The following is an 18,871-nucleotide window of genomic DNA, read 5'->3' on the forward strand; positions in this document are numbered from 1 at the left end:
GGAATATGGATTTTTACTCTATTATAATTGTTTTAAATAATTGAATTTAGTAAGGAGTGAATACATGGTTTTTTTAACAATATTTTTACTACTAATTGTTGCAGGTTATCCAATTTGGGATTATTTTTATATGAAAAAGATAAAAAGCAACCTTGTAAAAAAAGGAAGAATGTACGGAGAAATTATGATTGTTCAATGGGGGTTAGTAATTCTTTTGTTCATCTATTGGTTTGTAACAAACCGTTCTATAAATGATATATTTTTCATTAACAAACCTTTATTTTCAATTCCAACTAAATATTTTTGGACTTTTGGCATTGGAGTAGGACTTGGGATAATATTGCTTGTTATACTATTTAGTTTTTCAAAAACAATGAGAAAGAAATATTCCGATGCTCTAAGTGATGCCAGTATCCAATTTTTAATCCCCTCATCTATCAGAGAACGTTTATTGTTTCTGTTTGTTTCCATTACAGCCGGAGTTTGCGAAGAAATCATTTTTCGAGGTGTATTTCTTTATTATTTAAATCATCTTCAGTTTGAACTATCGATCATTGCCATTGGAATCATCTCAAGTTTATTATTTGGAATTGTTCATTTATATCAAGGTTGGAAAGGCGTATTCCTTACAGCTTATTTAGGCGGATTTTTGTTTTTTCTATTTGTTTTAACAGGATCTTTATGGATTCCAATCATCTTACATTTTCTAATTGATGCAAAGTTTGTATTTTTACCAAATAAAAAGCAATTATCGATTGATACTGAAACAAAGAATATATAAGGAAAGTTTATGATAAAGGATGCTAAGACAGACAGTTAATATTACTGTCTGTCTTATTTTATGTAGGTCAATATTTAAGAATTAGTTTTCACTTATTTTATCTAGTTTATCTGATATATCTTTTAGAATACGATTCTTTTCTTGTTGAACTTTTAGAAATTTTAAAAGAAACCAGACAACAAATACTGCAAATATAATTGGAACTAGATAGAACAGTAGAGTTACAATTGGAAAAAGAATTAAAGATGCATTGTTCATTTCATTTCCTCCTTTCATATTAGAATATAATGTTACTTGTAAATATGTATCCTATTTTATAATCACCATTTTTCTTGTGGAATTAAAACCGTCTTAACATCGAAATTATTTTCAAACCAATCCTTGACCTCGTTCCATTATCAAATGATAGATAATAATTTCTTACTTTAACAGTAACTTATTTTAAAATTTAGATTTTTTAAATAGTATAGCACATTTAGAATCTCTTATTTAAAACTGCCAAAAATAAAACTGACATCAAAGTGTCAGTTCTAAAAGTGGTTATAAATAATACTCTATTAAATCACCAAAAAATTGTTTTATTTTATCTTTCCAATCAAGTTTGTCCAAAAAGCTTTTTGTAATTTCAGTCGAATTGATAAACTCATTTTGCAAAGTAGGTTCAACTTTTTTAATAAAATTTTTGTCGTAAATGTAACAATTGAATTCATCTGTGATATGAAATGATCTTGAATCAAAATTTGTCGTTCCAATCATCAATACTGAATCGTCAATTAATATTGATTTACCATGGAAAATTCCTTTTGTGTATCCATAAACTTTCATTCCATTTTTAATTGCTTTTTCAATATAAGGATACGCAGCCTCTTCGACTAAGGGTGCATCAGACTTTTTTGAATAGAGAAACTTTACAGTGACTCCTCTTTTTGATGCATCTACTAGTGAATTCCAAATCACTTTATCACTAGGAATGAAATAAGGTGAATAAATTGTTATACTTTTTTTTGCCCCATCAAAAAGTTGTTTGTAATCGGTATTTAAACCTGTTTTTGTATATGCGGCAAACTGATGTGCGCTATGTCCTTTTACAGTACTAAGAGATTTAGCTTGTACAAATCCACTTCGATTAGAATTCCAGTCATAGCCAAATTGTTTTTCAATGGATTGCACACCTTCTCCTTCTAGTCTTAAATGTAAATCCTCCCAGTGCCCTAATCGTTTCTTTTGACTAATATATTTTTTCCCAATATTAAAGCCACCGACATACCCTATTTTCCCATCTATTACTGCCATTCTTCTATGATTCCGATGATCAATGGAAGCGAATAGATAAGGTAATGATGGATAATTAAAATAAGTAAAGTGAACGCCATGTTCTTTTAATAAATTTTCTTGTTTATGGGATAGTAAAGTTCCTCCTAGCCAATCCACTGCGAAATAAACTTTTACTCCTTCATCACTTTTCTTTTTTAATAAATTTAGAAATTTATGACTTACTTGATCATTTGAAACTGAAAAGAAATAAATATGAACATCGTTTTTAGCATTTGAAATATCATTAAATAACCGATTATTTAATTCTTTTCCATTTGTAAACAATTCTAAATTACTATATTGCACAGGATATCTTTTTGGTTCAGCGCTAATTACATTTTGTTTTCTTACAATGAACATTTCAATCTCACGAACAAAAACTAGAAACAAGGTGAATGTAATAATTAAACCAATTATACCAATTACCCATTTAAAGAAAGTCTTCATTTGTTCAACCCTTACAATTTACATTTTCTCTATTTTTTGTAAAAAATGAATGTTCTATACAAAAAAGATGATTCATAGGTTACTCCCATTGAATCATCTTTTAAAAACTATCATTATTTAGGTTGCAATCTTACTGCACCGTCTAGACGAATAACTTCTCCATTTAACATTGGATTTTCGATAATACTTTGAGCAAGCTGTGCGTATTCTGAAGGATAGCCTAATCTAGAAGGAAAAGGAACCATTTCTCCAAGCGAAACTCTCGCTTTTTCAGGGATCATATCAAACATTGGTGTTTCAAATAAGCCAGGTGCAATACTCATATTTCGAATGCCATATCTAGCTAGTTCTCTAGCAATTGGTAAGGTCATTCCAACTACTCCACCCTTTGAAGCACTATATGCCGCTTGACCAATTTGACCATCAAAGGCCGCAACTGAAGCTGTACTGATAATTACCCCACGTTCTCCATTTTCATTTGGAGTATTGTTAATCATTGCCTCTGCAGCTAATCGAATCACATTAAAAGTTCCAACCAAATTTATATTGATTACTTTTTGGAAGGTATGTAAAGAATGTGCTCCATCTTTTTTATTCACTTTTTCTCCTAATACAATCCCTGCACAGTTTACTACTGTATTAATTGAACCAAATTTAGAAATTGCTCCATCAATTGCACGTTTTACGTCTTCTTCGTTTGTAACATCTGTTTTAATAAAACAAACTTGATCAGAACCTAGATTTTCAATTAATTGATTTGCTTTTTCTTCAGCTAAATCTAAAATGACAGCTTTTCCGCCTTGTTGAACAATTCGTGTAACAGTTGCTCCCCCAAGTCCTGATGCACCACCAGTTACAATTGCAATACTATCTTGAATCTTCATTTTAGTCCCCTCTTTCTATTTGTATTAATCTAATCGCTCGATTATTGTTGCATTCGCCATTCCATGTCCTTCACAAATTGCTTGAAGTCCATATTTTTCTCCTCTTCGTTCTAATTCGTGACAAAGGGTAGCCATTACTCTCGCACCACTAGCACCAAGTGGATGACCTAATGCAATTGCCCCACCATTAACATTTAATTTTGTTTGATCCGCTCCAGTTTCTAATTGCCATACCATTGGAACGCATGCAAATGCTTCATTTACTTCAAATAAATTAATATCATTCAACGTTAAACCATTTTTTTCTAGTACTTTTTTTGTTGCAGCAATTGGTCCTGTAAGCATTAACTCAGGATCTGACCCAATGACTGTACGACCTATTATTCGGAAACGAGGTTTAAGTCCTAGCTTCTCAGCTTTTTCACGAGACATGATTAATAATGCTGATGCACCATCACTTATTTGACTGGCATTTCCAGCATGAATGATTCCATTTTCTTTAAAAACTGGCTTTAATGTACTTAACTTTTCAACAGTAGAACCTTCCCTAGGACCTTCATCTTTTGTAACTTCCACTACTTCACCATTAGGTAGAGTAACCCTTACTGGCACGATCTCACGATCAAAATAACCGTCTTGTTGTGCTTTTAAGGCTTTTTTATGACTTAAAACTGAAAATTCATCAAGCTGCTTTCGTGAAAGATTCCATTTTTCGCAGATTTTTTCTGCTGATAGTCCTTGATTAAAATCTCCAAAACGTTCTGTCAATTTTTCGTTCCATTTTACACCAGCAAGGTTTGAAAACATAGGTACCCTGCTCATACTTTCCACACCAGCAGCAACGACTACATCCATATCACCACTTAATATTGCTTGAGCAGCAAAATGAACAGCTTGTTGACTTGATCCACATTGTCGATCAATTGTCGTACCTGGAACTTCAATTGGATATCCAGCTAATAAAGAAGCGACTCTAGCTATATCCCCAGCTTGTTCAGACACCTGAGACACACAACCCATGATGACATCATCGATTTCATTTGGATCGATCCCTGTTCTAGTTACTAATTCTTTTAAAACAAGCGCAGCCAAGTCATCAGATCGCATATGACTTAAAGCTCCTCCTCTTCGGCCTATCGGAGTACGAACCGCTTCAACAATTACAGCTTCTCTCATTGAGAATTCACCTTCTTTATTTCATAGATTTATAATTCTTTGAAATAATCATGAATAAAAAATTTTGGCATTTTCAAATAATGGTAAACTCTTTTTCTATTTTCCTAGGTCCTTGTTTCCTATTATCCTAGTTACCTTACTTCCTATTTTTATAATCCCATATTTTTAGCAATGATATTTTTCATAATCTCATTTGTTCCTGCATAAATAGATAAGATTTGAATATCTCTAAACCTTCTTGCAATTGGATATTCTTCCATATAGCCATAACCACCATGAAGCTGTAAGCATTCTGAAGCTACCTTTTTCGCTAAATCAGTAATCCACCATTTTGCCATTGAGACACCATTAACAATATTTTTTCCTTCTATATGTTCCGCAATAAGGGAATCCATAAAAGTACGGCCAATTTGGACCTCGGTTTGTAATTCAACAAGCTTAAATTGAGTGTTTTGGAATTTACTAATTGGTTTGCCGAATGCAATTCTAGATTTTGTGTATTCTATCGTTTCTTTTACCATGACTTCTGCAGATACAAGAGCCTCTAGGGCAACAATTAATCGTTCTTGCTGCAGTTTCTCCATTAAATAATAGAAACCTTTTCCTTCCTCTCCTAATAAGTTTTCACAAGGTACTTCTGCATCTTGGAAAATTAATTCAGCAGTATCTTGACTATGTAATCCAACTTTATTTAATTTCTTTCCACGCGTAAACCCAGGCGTGTTTCGATCAACTACAAATAAACTGATCCCTTTATAAGCTGGGATAGCAGCTGGATCTGTTTTACATGCGATGATCACTAAATCAGAAAGTATGCCATTCGTAATAAATGTTTTTTCACCATTTACAATATATTTATCCCCTTTTCGAATGGCAGTTGTTTTAATATTGGCCAAATCTGAACCCGCGCCAGGTTCCGTCATTGCTATTGCAGTAATATATTCACCAGTCACACATTTAGGCAACCAACGTTTTTTCTGTTCTTCATTTCCAAACGTATCAAGATATGGAACAACTATATCATTATGAAGTGCTAAACCTACTAAACTTGAACCAACTTTCTCTAGCTCTTCGGTTATAACGACTGAGTAGCCGAAATCAGCATTAAATCCACCATATTGTTCATCAACCCATGGACATAAAAATCCTTCTTTTCCCATTTTGTCCCAAAATGACCTTGGTACGATTTTATCTTGTTCCCATTGTTCATAATTTGGATAAGCTTCTTTTTCTAAAAATTTTCGAAATGAGTTTCGAAAAATTTCATGCTCATCTTTTAAGTACGAATGTTTCATCATCAATTCTCCTTTACATTAGGTCATCTTATTATTTACTATCCTTAGAAAACGCTTACTTATAAAGAAAAACAAAAACAGCAATCCCATTTAAGTATAGTAAAGATACTACTTATTTTTAGAATAATGTTACTATTCGAAATTGTCAATGCGATAGAGTATTATTAATTTGGTTGTAATCTAGAAAAAATTAATCACTTCAGAAAGCTGATTGTAAGCGAAAGTCAATGTGTCAGTAAAGAATAATTACAGCAAGTCAAAAAATATGATTTTTTATTTACAATTAGTCAACTTTAACCATAAAAAAATGTTTCTGCCTAATGACAGAAACATTCGTTTTAACCTTTATAAGCTTTTATGATTTGGTACAGTTAATGTGATTTTACCGAAATTATTTCCTTCACCCATATATTTCAAAGCTTCAATAGCTTCATCTAACATAAATGAACGATCAAGAATCGGTTTTAATTGATTTTTTTCATAAAATTTTAGCATACTATCAAATTCCCGTGGACTTCCCATTGTTGTTCCACGTATATCCATGTTTTTAAAGAAAATTTTGGGCATTACAGTTTTAGGGACCGGTCCATTTGTAGCACCATACGAAACAATACGTCCCCCCTGAGCAGTTACATCAATTAATCGATTGAAGTTTTCTCCACCTACTCCGTCTACTACTAAATTCACATGACCAATTTCTTTTCTTAGTTTTTTATGCCATTCCTCATCTTTGTAATTGTATCCTGCAATTGCACCTAGTTTAAGTGCATTATTAATTTTTTCATCACTACTAGATGTTACAATTACTTTTGCTCCTATTGCTACAGCCATTTGCAATAGATATAATGCAACTCCACTACCAATACCTGGAATTAAAACTGTTTCTCCATCACGTAATTGGCCCCGTGTCACAAGAGAACGGTATGCTGTTACCCCTGCAAGAGGGATCGCAGCAGCTTCTTCCCAGCTCATATAATCTGGTTTTTTATGTACATTTTCTTCTGGAACCACTACATATTCAGCAAAAGTACCATTTGAAGGCATTCCTAAAACTGTAAAATCGTCTCTACAATAATCATCGTGATCTCCCCAGTTTAATCCCGGGTCAATTATTACATTATCTCCAATTGAAAAATTGCTTACATTTTTACCAATTGCAAAAACTTTTCCCGCCCCATCTGAACCTAAAACACAAGGGGTTTGCATTCCGGGATACATTCCATGAGAAATATAGAAATCTCTTCTATTTAAAGCAGCTGAATGAATTTTTATGACTACTTCATTTTCAGCAGGAGTAGGAATTGGAATTTCTACGATCGAAAGCTTTTCAGGACCACCAATTTCATTTAATAATACTGCTTTCATACTTATCGCTCCCATATATTAGAATTCTATTGTCTCTATCATACTCTTAACTATACATTTTTCAATTTTTTTGATTTATTTTCGTTTGTTTACTATCCTACCTTGGTAAAGAGTTTACCTATCTCTTTTTGTTCAAGAAAAACACACCATAGGCTCCGGGCCCTGCATGAGCTCCAATTGAAGCACCGATTGAATTGATAATAAACTTGTCACACCCAAAACGTTTTACAATTTCTTCTTTCAGTTGATTTGCAATTTGAATATTATCAGCATGTGCAATTCCAATTGTTTGATTTTTCAAATCATCTCCACGCTTTTCAATAATAGATAAAATTCTTTCAAATGTTTTCTTAGTTCCTCGTAATTTTTCAAATGGAGTTAGTACTCCGTCTTTTAAATGTAGAATTGGCTTAATGTTTAAAAGGCCACCAATGAATCCTTGAAATTTACTTACTCTTCCGCCTCGAACAAAGTATTGTAAGTCATCCACTGTAATTATGTGCTCCATATGATTTGATAAAAATTGAATATGGCTAAGGAGTACTTCTTTTGTAGCACCTTCATTTGCTAATCTTGCTGCTTCAATTACAATGATTCCCTCTCCAATACTCCCACATTTTGTGTCAAAAATTTCTGCATTCCAGTCTAGATACTGTTCTTTTAATTCGTTAAAAACAAGCTTTACTGCTTGATGTGTGCCAGATAATTCTCCAGTAAGTGATAAATGAATGAGTGGTGTATTACTCATTGCATATGTTTCTAGTACGTTTTTAATTGATTCATATGAAGGTAATGACGTTTTATAAACTTTCCCGATTTTCATATCATTAAATAATTGCAGAGTTGATAATGTTTCACCATCAAAATATTCATTTCCTTCTTCATCATAAACTCGCAATGGAATTACTTTAATTTTATATTTTTCACAAAGTTCTATTGGCAGATCAGCTGCACTATCTGTTGTAATATTAATGTTCATTTCAATGACCTCTGTTAAAATTTTCAGATAATTTTATATCTATTATTATTACATGGTACTAAAAAAGTGTAAAGTTTTCTTTTAAAGCACTCTTTGTAAAAGCATTTTTTGTAAACTTTGTTGCTATTTTAGAATGCGTTAGTTGATAACAACTCCAGGATGCTCGCTTTCCGTGGGGCGTGAGCTGAGCCTCCTCGGCAAGCCTGCGGGGTCTCAGCCTTCCCACTATTCCCACAGGAGTCTCGCACCTTCCGTTGTAATCAACTTTTGTCATTAAAATTAATATATCAAAAGCAACAATCTTTTAGAAAAGAGCCTTTCAGAAAAGAAAAGAGTGAAGAAAATTATTAGTAAAATTTTAAAATAAAGTTTTTACTTTAAACATTACGGTAATTGAAATTTATCAAAAGAATACAAAACAAGCTTAACTTCCAATAAAAGTTAAGCTTGTTTATCCTAATCAGAAAAGATTTGTTTCAAATGATGGTTCATATGTTGAATATAATCCGAAACTAACCATTCTAACGTTACAATCGTTTGGTCTTCTAATTTACACGAGAGATTCCATTGGTTTTCCTTGATATTACTTAAAAGTTTAACAATACGTTCATTTATTGATCTCCACAAATTTAGAATTTCTTTTATAGAATATGACTCTTGATAATTATGAACCTGAACCCATAAAACTTGATTATATCCACTAAGGGTTACTTGTTCATTTGAAATAAGAATTTCAACAAATCGTTTATGGTTAATACTTCCTGAATCACATAAATGACCTAGTATTTCTATTTTTGACCATTTAGATGGATTTGTTTTTTCATTTACATATGGAAGAGATTCAATTTTATTTGGAACCTCATTTATCAAATTTCTAAGTTCGACTACTAACTCTGACATCAAATCACCCTCAAATTTAATAGATAAAAGATATATAATATGAATCCTCTTAAACTATTGAACTAAGATCCTATCTTTAATTGTTCTTCACTTTTGTTTACAGATTTTAAACTAACTGAATTAAGCGCAAAAATGATTGCAATTATACCAATCAACACACTTATACTGATAAAGAAATTTAAGTGTGGAAATAGTTCCATTACCTTTCCACCGATAATCGGACCAGAAACACTACCAATACTAAAAGCCATTCCTGTGATAATATTACCTGCAGGAATTAAATCTTCTGAAAGTAAATCATTAACATAGCCTAAACCTAAAGAAAAACATGACCCAAGTAACGTGCCCGTCAAGATTAGTACAATAGCAATGAAATAAAATTGACTTGTAAATGAGCCAGTTAAAAAGACACAGGTTGACAAGATTAATACGACTTTTAAAACCTTTCCCCTACCAAACCTGTCACCTAAATAACCTAATGGTATTTGCGTTATTATCCCACCTACTGTAAAACCTAATAATAAGAAAGAAATATCTTTTATTGAAAAACCACTACGCATTGCAAAAACTGGAAAATTACTGTTTAACATCGCTTCAAGGATTCCATATACCATAGGTCCTAACATAGCTACCCAAGAATACTTAAGAACTAAACGATATCGATTAAAAGAACTTCTATTAGATGAATCTTTTTCAGATGAAACAGGGATAGAGTTTTTTAAAGGTAGTACAAATAACCAACCAATAAAGCAGCATATTCCTGAAATTAAAAATGGAACGTACTCGCCAAATTGTAATGTATTGGATAATATAGGGCCTATTGCAAAACCTACACTAAAAAACAATCCATAAATTGATAAACTTCTACCCATTTTTGACTTATCTGTACTTGTAGTAATCCATGTTTGCGAACCTACGTGAAGCATATGATCCCCAACACCAATTAAAAATCTTAGTACTAACCAACTAATAAAACCTTTAATGAATATAAAAAGAAAAAGTGAGCTCCAAACAGCTAAACAACCTATTAAGATCATTGGTTTTGTCCCATATCTTCTAAGTGGCTTTTCTAAAAATGGGGAAATTGCTAATATCCCTAAATAAAGAACAGAAGCATGAAATCCATTTAACCCAGCACTTACTCCCTCTTTTTCAAATATTACTGCAATTACTGGTAACAACATTCCTTGAGAGATTCCAGATATTGTTACAATACTAATCATGACATAAAACTGAAACTTATTCTTCACAATTTAACCCTTTCATTTTTTAAAACTTTTCAACAATTCATATACTCCCCCATTGTAATATGTGTATATTTTACAAACAAGGCTTGATAATTTAGTAAAATGAAAAAAGCACTCAACCTAAGTTGAATGCTCTTTCGAATATTAATTAATTATTGTCCTCAATATTCAAAAAGAATAAAGCTAAAGTTCCAGGTCCAGAATGCGCACCAATTGCAGCACCAATTGAATTAATCACAAAATACTCGCATCCAAACTTTTCTTTTATTAATTCTTTTAATGCAAGAGCAGCTTCTAAATCATCTCCATGTGAAATACCAATGATTTGATTTCTTAAATCGACGCCACGTTCTTCCATAATTTCTGTCATACGTTTATATACTTTTTTAGTACCTCTAATTTTTTCTAAAGGAATTAACTTACCATCTTCAACGTTCAAAATTGGTTTGATGTTTAACAAACCACCTACGAATCCAGCAACTTTACTAACACGTCCGCCTCTTACTAAGTATTGGAGGTCATCAACCGTAAAGATGTGTTCCATATGAGTAGCATAATTTTGAATTTTTTTACTTATGTCTTCTTTCCCAATACCTTCTTTTGCTAATTTGGCTGCTTTTAAAACAACTAAACCTTGACCTATACTTGCACATTTTGTATCAATAGCAGCAAAATCAAATGAAGGAAGTTCTTCCTTTATTTCATTCAAAACTAATAAAGTTGACTGAAATGTACCTGACAACTCTGAAGAAAACGATAAATAGATACACGGAGTTTCACTTTTTGCATATGTCATAAACGTTTCTTTAATGGATTCATATGAAGGAAGTGAGGTTTTAAAGGAAATACCATCTCTCATTTTTTGAAAAAGATCCCTTGGCATCAATGTCTCTCCATCAAAAAATTCAATATCCATTTCATCGTAAACTCGTATTGGAATAATGTCTATCTCATACTCTTCTATTATTTCTTTTGGCAAATCACACGCACTATCTGTAATTATTTTCACATTCATACTCAAGTCACCACTTTTTTATCTCTTTTTTATCACAAAATTTTTACACAAAATGTAAAAACGTTATGAATTTTGATCATTTACTTATTTAATATATATATCTATTTTCTTCAAATTATTTACAAATCCTTTAAACTTATTAATTTCTTTTAATTATGCATGTTCCATTACTCATCTTTTTTTGATGAATCTTGTATGATTTCAGCATCAAGAATAGTGTTTTTGTCTTGTTCATTTTTTTCTTTCCATAGCTTAAATGAATCTAAGTCTTTACTAATTTGTCTAACCGTAAAAGCTATAACAGCCGCATCATCTATATAACCGAACCCTAAAAGAAAATCTGGAATTGCATCAATTGGACTGACAAAGTATAACAATGCTGCAATAACTGACAAGATTGACTTCGTTGGAATTTCACGATATTGTCCATTAATATATGCTTTAAAAAGTTCGATTAGAAGCTGTAATTTTTCCCAAACTTCATTTAAAGAACCCTTTTTCTTAGCAGAAAGGACAACTGCATTTTTTAATAACCTATTAGATTTATCTTTATTTTGTAAATAACTTGAAGCTTTTTGGAAAAACTTTTTATAAAAACGTTCTTTTGGTGTAATCTTCATATCTCAACTCTCCTTTAACTTTCATTGTATCAAAGAAAGTTATAGGAATAAAGAAACCACTAAAGCTAGGCTCTAGTGGTCATCAATTTATTTATTGTATAATTCTTCAACTTGTTTTTGTAATGCATCATTCTCAAGGAATTCATCGTAAGTTGTTTCCTTATCAACAATTCCGTTTGGAGTAACTTCAATAATTCTGTTAGCAATTGTTTGAATGAATTGATGGTCATGAGATGTAAATAACATTGAACTTTTAAATGCAATCAAGCCGTCATTTAACGCTGTAATTGATTCTAAGTCTAAATGGTTTGTAGGGTCATCTAATACTAATACGTTAGCGCCACTTAACATCATTTTTGACAACATACAACGAACTTTTTCTCCCCCAGAAAGTACTGAAGCTTTCTTCATTACTTCTTCACCAGAGAATAACATTCTTCCAAGGAACCCACGAAGGAAACTTTCTGATTCATCTTGAGGTGAGTATTGACGTAACCACTCAATTAAGTTCATGTCTGATTTCACAAAGAACTCAGAGTTGTCTTTTGGGAAAAAGGCTTGAGATGTTGTAACACCCCACTTAAATGAACCACTATCTGCTTCCATTTCACCCATAAGAATTTTGAAAAGAGTTGTAATCGCAAGGTCATTTTTACCTACAAAAGCAATTTTATCACCTTTGTTAACAGTGAATCGAACATTATCTAACACTTTTTCGCCATCAATTGTTTTTGAAAGGCCTTCTACTGTTAATAAGTCATTCCCTACTTCTCGTTCAGGTGTAAATCCAACGAAAGGATAACGACGAGATGATGGTCTAATATCGTCTAATGTAATTTTATCTAATAACTTCTTACGAGAAGTTGCTTGTTTTGCTTTAGAAGCGTTTGAACTAAAACGCGCAATAAAGTTTTGTAATTCTTTAATTTTTTCTTCTTTTTTCTTGTTTTGATCTGACATCATACGTTGTGCAAGCTGACTAGATTCATACCAGAAGTCATAGTTCCCAACATATAATTGAATTTTACCGAAATCAAGATCAGCCATGTGTGTACATACTTGGTTTAAGAAGTGACGGTCATGGGAAACTACAATTACAGTATTATCAAAATTAATTAAGAAGTTTTCTAACCATTGAACAGCTTTTAAATCCAAGTTATTCGTAGGCTCATCTAGTAATAAAATATCAGGTTGGCCGAATAGAGCTTGCGCAAGAAGAACTTTAACTTTTTCTCCCGCTGTTAATTCAGCCATTTTTTTCGTATGAAGGTCATCTGTAATTCCTAAGCCTTTTAAAAGAATAGCAGCTTCTGATTCAGCTTCCCAACCATTTAATTCAGCAAATTCACCTTCAAGTTCAGCTGCTTTCATGCCGTCTTCTTCAGTGAAATCTTCTTTCATATAAATTGCATCTTTTTCTTTCATTACTTCAAATAGACGAGTATGTCCCATAATAACTGTTTGAAGTACTTCTACTTCTTCATATTCAAATTGGTTCTGTTTTAAAACCGCTAAACGTTCACCAGGTGTAATACTTATATCACCAGTACTTGCATCAATTTCACCTGATAAGATTTTTAAAAATGTTGATTTTCCAGCACCGTTTGCTCCAATTAGACCATAACAGTTACCTGGTGTGAATTTTATATTTACATCATCAAACAACTTGCGGTCAGCAAATCGTAAACTTACATTACTAACTGTAATCATTTTATTCCTCCGTTCATATAAAAGGGATTAGAAGTATAATCCTCTAATCCACTTACAATTAATTTCATTAGATTGGTTCATTTTTAACTATTCTAGTTTATCATCTGTTATCTATTAATACAACAGAACTTCTATATAATTATGAATACAGACTACAATTTTGAGAGTTCACATCATAAATTGGTTGATTCAAATTCCATCAGCATTCACCATAACATTATTCTATTCCCTTCGGCTTGTCACTTTAGTCCAAGAGTTTCTAAACAAGCTGAATACTATAGTATTAATTTCTTAATCTAAAGGAGTTGAAAATGGTGAGTAAATTTCCAGATGTTATCGTTATTGTTAGAGACAAAAAAAATTTTGCTCTCATTGGCAGTTTTCAAATAATCGGAAGTGCAAAGCCCTGTAAAGAATTTTTAAAAGTAGGAGCACCAGTAAGAGAGCTTGTGTTTTGTCTTCTTCAGAATGGGTTTACAATAACTGAGCAAGGAGAAGTCGGTGTATTTTTCCGTACTCGGTAAAGAAAATCATATCTAGCTGCTCCTGAAGTCTCTACAGACATTAAAATACCTCCTTCTCATTGATGGTGAGATTCATTTGGTTGGATAAATCATCTCATACATTTCATCCTGAAGACACCAAAATAATCGAACAACACATCATCGAAGAAGCCATACATTCCGGTAAATAAGGAGAACTTTGACCGGCAATAGTTCAAAAAATTCACCGTTGATTTCTCATTTCCTTTCTGAAACCAAATATAATGACATACAGAAATTTTTATCATCTTTTTTATGCTCTATCTTAACGAAAAGTGATGATTTCAGAAAAAATAAATCGGATGTTCAATTGAACGTCCGATTTATTAATATTATTTGATCATTTGATTAGCTAAATCAATTAATTGTTTATCTGAGAGATTCGACCCATCTTCTGCCGTGTAACCAATTTCGTAAGTAATGTTATCATTTTTAAAGTAAATTAACTTACCTTGTATATAACCTTTTACTTTATTCTTCAATTTGACTTCCTTTTTTGTACCTGCGAATGTGACATTCTTTTGATTTGTTACTAATATTGATACCATTTTAATATTATTTTTCTCTTTATTAAAAGCTGTAAATTCAACTCGAATTGTTTTACCGTCATGACGAACATCCTGTAATTGTTGAAGTTTAAATGGGGTAGATTCAAAAGGTAATTTAGATGGAAGTTTCACTTCAAAAGGCAATGATTTTAAAGCAATTTTTGTTGATGGTGCTTTATAATCAATAGGTAATGTTTTCAGTTGATCCTTACTGATATTTCCAATTCCTTTTGGTGGAATTTTTTCTAAATTTGAAGTATCTAATGTAAGGTTTTGATTCTGACAACTAATCAGACCCGCAGATAAAGCAACGATTAAAATGATTTTTTTCATAAACTCACCTCCTATTCTCTTATTATACAATATTTTGAGAAGTAACCTTTACAAAATTCTTATAATTAAGAATAATCACATTAACGAAACTTCTCACGATAAACAAAGGTTTTTTAGATTATTGAAAAGTAGTCACCACCCTTATAATTATTGGTTGAATGAATTTACAACTGTTACTTTTGTTTGGGTTGAACTATGTTCTTTAAATAAGTAATACAAAATTTTTTGTTATCGTATTACTCTTGCATTAGGGCAGTGTTTTTTTATCTCTTCTATAAAACTCTCAACATTTTTAGGCGAAATTTTAACGCTACCTAAGATTCCTGTTGTATAAAATATTTCTATCCCCTCCTTGGAGGATAATAAGCGATAACCTGTTAGAATTTCACTTGTTGGTGAAACTTTAATAATAGTTTCGTATGGTATTCTGCTTCTAAATAATCCTGCTTTAACAAAAATACATTCTTTTAAAAATACATATTTTATTGAAAAGGAACACCATAAAATAAAGCCTATTATTAAAATACATAATGATAATCCAATCACAGTATCTAGACTTGATCTGGAATCATCTAAAAACATAGGAATTAAAAATGCTGAAATAACTATCAGTATGACAATTGATATGAATATCAAAAAATACTTATCTATTTTTGATTGAAACTGCATATTTTTAGCTCCCTTCAATTTCCAATCACTTCTTCTAAAGTTAAATTACGAGAAGCATAGACTAAAATGACATCTTTTAAATTTGTATCCCTACGTAATTTCTTTAGCTTTTCTTTTGAATCAAAATATTTTTATATTTCTTTAAATGTTTCAATATCTTCTTAAGGATGAGATAAAAACCAGATTTTGAAAGGTCTTATGAAAACCCATGTAGAATACTAAATTAATATATAAAAAAGTGGAGGTTAGTTATATGAATATTAACCAAAAAAAGGAAATAAAAAGTTGGGTAAAGACATTAACTATTGGTTTAGGACTGGCATTTGGAATAAAAACGTTTTTCTTTGCACCTTATATAGTAGATGGTGCATCTATGGAACCGACGTTACATAATCACGAAAAAATCTTCGTAAACAAATTAAATTTCATTGATAATTTTAATAGAGGAGACATTGTAATTATTAAAGGAAAAGAAGAAAACTACGTTAAAAGGATTATTGGTCTCCCTGGAGATAAGATTGAAATGAAAGATGATAAATTATTTATTAATGGTGTACTATTCAAAGAACCTTACCTATCTCAAAATCTAAAATTAGCCAAGGAAATGGGTACCCAATTTACAGACGATTTTGGACCGATTACAGTACCAAAAAACAAATATTTTGTAATGGGTGATAATCGATTAGTTAGTACGGATAGTCGAAATGGCTTAGGATTTTTTTCAAAGGAAGACATCGTTGGACACAGTGAATTTGTCTTCTTTCCTTTCTCGAACATTAGAGATACAAAGTAATTCTGAAATCACCCATTGAATGATATAAATATCGAATAAGGATAATTTTGGTAATAAAAAGTAATTCTTAAATGAAAGTGAGGTATAGTCCAATGAATTCTTCATTAGTTAATTTCTAAATTTATCAAAGGGGTGAGACCAATGATAAAATAACACTTTCACGCAAATAACTTTTGGAATAGTCCGATAACATTTTCCGAGGTGAAAGTGATGAGTTTTAAACAAAAATACTCTATGAATGAAAAAAATATAATTACCTGGTCTATAAAGCCGAAGAGCACACCATTGGTTCTAAGGAACTGTAATAAATGCGGGGAAAAAAAGGAATTTTATTGTAGTGAACTTTTTAGAATGAATGCGAATAAACAAAAAATAGATGTATGGTTAATTTATAAATGTAATCAATGTGATTCTACATGGAACGTAACTATCTTTTCTCGCATTAACCCGGTAAATATAGATAAAAGCTTATTTGACAAAATGTCAAGTAATGATAAGGAAACTGCATGGAAATATGCCTTCGATATGGAAACACTTAGGAGTAATCAAGCAGAAGCAATTTTTAACATTAATTATATCGCAGAAGGCGAAAACATTGATTTTTATAAAAACCTGTCGGAAGAAATATTTATTAACATTGAGTCACAATATAGCTTTAATCTTCGCCTAGACAAGTTACTTAAAGAGAAATTAAACGTTTCAAGAAAAATGCTTTGGGAGATGATAGAAAACGGTTTTATATACACAATTCCCGAAGTTAATATAAGAAAGCATAAAATAAAAGAAAAACAAATCAAAATTACTATTACTTACGATGCACTAAAAATGATTAACTCAACTTTTGCATTTTAAAATCACCAATAAACATCCCTTTCTTTGATTGTGAGGCTCGTTGATCATTATTATTGTCTTTAAGTTTATCTTAAAATTGAGTATTCCGCTAAAGAGCGCTTTAACGAAATAACTAAAGCCTAATTTCTCACTTATAATACCGAGAAATTAGGCTTTTTTATAGTTGGATTTCCTTAACGTTGTAAATCCGTATTTTCCTGGCGCTAACCCTTGTAGTAAATGAGGTTATTAAGAGGTCTTAAAAACAAAAAGCACACTACTATTTATAAGTGAATCCTAATTTTCAGGCTAAACCTTGTAATACCATTAAACATAAATCCAATCTATTTTTTAATATATTTTTGTCACCCATTTTCAATTTAATTTTTTGATTTATATTCCCCTTCTTTAAAATGCTGTAATGGTCATACGCCTCTAGTAAAACCCAAAGTAAATATTCATCTATTAATTTTTTATATTCTTTCTGATCATCGTTAGTGTATTGATTTGCAAAGCCTTCTGCTATTGAGCTTAAGACTAACCTATTTTTTTCATATTCATTTTCAATATATCTTGGTGCACTGGAATATGCAGGAAGTAGAAATTTATAACAAAAAAAGAAATAACCTGCAAATTTAAACTCAAAATCTAACTTTGGATAAGGATCGATTAAAGACACACTGTTTTCAGTAAATATAATATTCTCAGGAGTTACATCCTGATTTACTAATGAGATTTTTTGAAATTGTTTTCTTCGATACTTAATAATACTGTGTATTCTGTCACTTACTTTTTGTCGATCAAACGTTAATAGTGACTTAATTAATTTTTCTAACGTGTCTAAGTAGAAGTCATTTTCTTTCTTCCAAATTTGTTCAACATCTAACTTTTCAGTACCTATTAAGCTTTTCCCATCCCAAACTAAGTTTCCAATTCCTTTTATTTTTGGTTTCTCATTGTGCATTTTTTTAAAGAACTCACCTAAAATTACCCCATAATCATATGCTTGAGTATTATTGAGATCATTTAGTTTCAAACTTTTCCCCATAAAACTTTCTACTGTAAAAACTGTTTTATGATCAATAAAGTAATCAAAATCTTTAGGACAAAACTGTGAATAGCATTCGTTAGCTTGTTTATAATACAGTTTTGTAGATTCATATTCAGATAGTAATTCGTTTTTATTAAATTCTTGAATTTCACCATATGCCTTCTCTTTTTTTATTCTGACTACTAGTTCTTTTCTATGTTTTCCCTTTATTTTATAAACTTCATGCCAAGCACCTTCTCCTATATTGACACAATACTCTAACTCCGATTGATTGAGTCCTAGTTTTTCAAAAACATAGGTAAGTTTTTCCTTATAATCCTTTTCCATATTCAAATTCACCTTTACAGTTATTATTACTTTAATTCAATTAA

General features: G+C 31.2%; 19 protein-coding genes. 4 read left to right on the plus strand and 15 right to left on the minus strand.

Annotated features, from left to right (window positions below; all coding sequences use genetic code 11):
- Window positions 1-64: 64 nt before the first annotated feature.
- Window positions 65-781, plus strand: a complete 717-nt coding sequence (locus J5Y03_RS11700; RefSeq protein ID WP_209405811.1) for a CPBP family intramembrane glutamic endopeptidase — start codon at window positions 65-67, stop codon at window positions 779-781.
- Window positions 782-862: 81 nt separating this feature from the next.
- Here the strand turns inward: J5Y03_RS11700 and J5Y03_RS11705 are convergent, their stop codons facing one another.
- From J5Y03_RS11705 to J5Y03_RS11760, 12 genes are all read right to left on the minus strand, one after another.
- Window positions 863-1,039 (minus strand): hypothetical protein, encoded by a 177-nt coding sequence (locus tag J5Y03_RS11705; RefSeq protein WP_209405813.1) that lies wholly within the window; start codon window positions 1,037-1,039, stop codon window positions 863-865.
- Between the two features lie 282 nt (window positions 1,040-1,321).
- A complete protein-coding gene (locus tag J5Y03_RS11710) occupies window positions 1,322-2,542 on the minus strand; it encodes a phospholipase D-like domain-containing protein (RefSeq protein ID WP_245208873.1) in 1,221 nt (406 codons plus the stop codon).
- A 113-nt stretch (window positions 2,543-2,655) separates the two neighbouring features.
- Window positions 2,656-3,426, minus strand: coding sequence for a 3-hydroxyacyl-CoA dehydrogenase (locus J5Y03_RS11715; protein ID WP_209405815.1), 771 nt, complete (start codon window positions 3,424-3,426; stop codon window positions 2,656-2,658).
- Between the two features lie 24 nt (window positions 3,427-3,450).
- The gene (locus tag J5Y03_RS11720; protein ID WP_209405817.1) at window positions 3,451-4,602 is read right to left on the minus strand and encodes a thiolase family protein; all 1,152 of its coding nucleotides are present in this window, start codon (window positions 4,600-4,602) and stop codon (window positions 3,451-3,453) included.
- A 149-nt stretch (window positions 4,603-4,751) separates the two neighbouring features.
- Window positions 4,752-5,897 carry an acyl-CoA dehydrogenase family protein gene (locus J5Y03_RS11725; RefSeq protein WP_209405819.1) on the minus strand — a complete coding sequence of 382 codons (1,146 nt, stop codon included), beginning with the start codon at window positions 5,895-5,897 and terminating at the stop codon, window positions 4,752-4,754.
- A gap of 345 nt (window positions 5,898-6,242) precedes the next feature.
- On the minus strand, window positions 6,243-7,262 hold the full coding sequence (locus J5Y03_RS11730; protein ID WP_209405821.1) for a quinone oxidoreductase family protein: 1,020 nt from the start codon (window positions 7,260-7,262) through the stop codon (window positions 6,243-6,245).
- A gap of 118 nt (window positions 7,263-7,380) precedes the next feature.
- On the minus strand, window positions 7,381-8,241 hold the full coding sequence (locus J5Y03_RS11735; RefSeq protein ID WP_209405823.1) for a DegV family protein: 861 nt from the start codon (window positions 8,239-8,241) through the stop codon (window positions 7,381-7,383).
- 456 nt (window positions 8,242-8,697) lie between these two features.
- Window positions 8,698-9,141 carry a DinB family protein gene (locus J5Y03_RS11740; protein WP_209405825.1) on the minus strand — a complete coding sequence of 148 codons (444 nt, stop codon included), beginning with the start codon at window positions 9,139-9,141 and terminating at the stop codon, window positions 8,698-8,700.
- 62 nt (window positions 9,142-9,203) lie between these two features.
- On the minus strand, window positions 9,204-10,391 hold the full coding sequence (locus J5Y03_RS11745) for an MFS transporter (RefSeq protein ID WP_209405827.1): 1,188 nt from the start codon (window positions 10,389-10,391) through the stop codon (window positions 9,204-9,206).
- A 145-nt stretch (window positions 10,392-10,536) separates the two neighbouring features.
- Complete coding sequence (locus J5Y03_RS11750; RefSeq protein ID WP_209405829.1) at window positions 10,537-11,403, minus strand: DegV family protein; 867 nt, start codon at window positions 11,401-11,403, stop codon at window positions 10,537-10,539.
- A 167-nt stretch (window positions 11,404-11,570) separates the two neighbouring features.
- The gene (locus J5Y03_RS11755; RefSeq protein ID WP_209405831.1) at window positions 11,571-12,023 is read right to left on the minus strand and encodes a YkvA family protein; all 453 of its coding nucleotides are present in this window, start codon (window positions 12,021-12,023) and stop codon (window positions 11,571-11,573) included.
- 87 nt (window positions 12,024-12,110) lie between these two features.
- Window positions 12,111-13,733 carry an ABC-F family ATP-binding cassette domain-containing protein gene (locus tag J5Y03_RS11760; protein WP_209405832.1) on the minus strand — a complete coding sequence of 541 codons (1,623 nt, stop codon included), beginning with the start codon at window positions 13,731-13,733 and terminating at the stop codon, window positions 12,111-12,113.
- 314 nt (window positions 13,734-14,047) lie between these two features.
- Between J5Y03_RS11760 and J5Y03_RS11765 the strand changes: the two genes are divergently transcribed.
- Entirely contained in the window at window positions 14,048-14,257 is a 210-nt protein-coding gene (locus tag J5Y03_RS11765) for a hypothetical protein (protein ID WP_209405834.1), read from the plus strand.
- A 350-nt stretch (window positions 14,258-14,607) separates the two neighbouring features.
- On the opposite strand, the gene J5Y03_RS11770 is transcribed toward J5Y03_RS11765, so the two are convergent.
- Complete coding sequence (locus tag J5Y03_RS11770) at window positions 14,608-15,156, minus strand: hypothetical protein (protein ID WP_209405836.1); 549 nt, start codon at window positions 15,154-15,156, stop codon at window positions 14,608-14,610.
- 228 nt (window positions 15,157-15,384) lie between these two features.
- Window positions 15,385-15,843: a PH domain-containing protein gene (locus J5Y03_RS11775; protein WP_322099575.1), complete on the minus strand. Its 459-nt coding sequence runs from the start codon at window positions 15,841-15,843 to the stop codon at window positions 15,385-15,387.
- Window positions 15,844-16,078: 235 nt separating this feature from the next.
- Here J5Y03_RS11775 and lepB point away from each other — a divergent pair, with 235 nt between their 5' ends.
- Window positions 16,079-16,618 (plus strand): signal peptidase I, encoded by a 540-nt coding sequence (lepB, locus tag J5Y03_RS11780; RefSeq protein ID WP_209405838.1) that lies wholly within the window; start codon window positions 16,079-16,081, stop codon window positions 16,616-16,618.
- 210 nt (window positions 16,619-16,828) lie between these two features.
- Entirely contained in the window at window positions 16,829-17,470 is a 642-nt protein-coding gene (locus J5Y03_RS11785; protein ID WP_209405841.1) for a DUF1062 domain-containing protein, read from the plus strand.
- 283 nt (window positions 17,471-17,753) lie between these two features.
- Here the strand turns inward: J5Y03_RS11785 and J5Y03_RS11790 are convergent, their stop codons facing one another.
- Window positions 17,754-18,827 (minus strand): hypothetical protein, encoded by a 1,074-nt coding sequence (locus tag J5Y03_RS11790; RefSeq protein WP_209405843.1) that lies wholly within the window; start codon window positions 18,825-18,827, stop codon window positions 17,754-17,756.
- Between the last annotated feature and the right edge of the window lie 44 nt (window positions 18,828-18,871).

Source organism: Gottfriedia endophytica (genome assembly GCF_017814275.1).
Lineage (GTDB): Bacteria > Bacillota > Bacilli > Bacillales > Bacillaceae_G > Gottfriedia > Gottfriedia endophytica.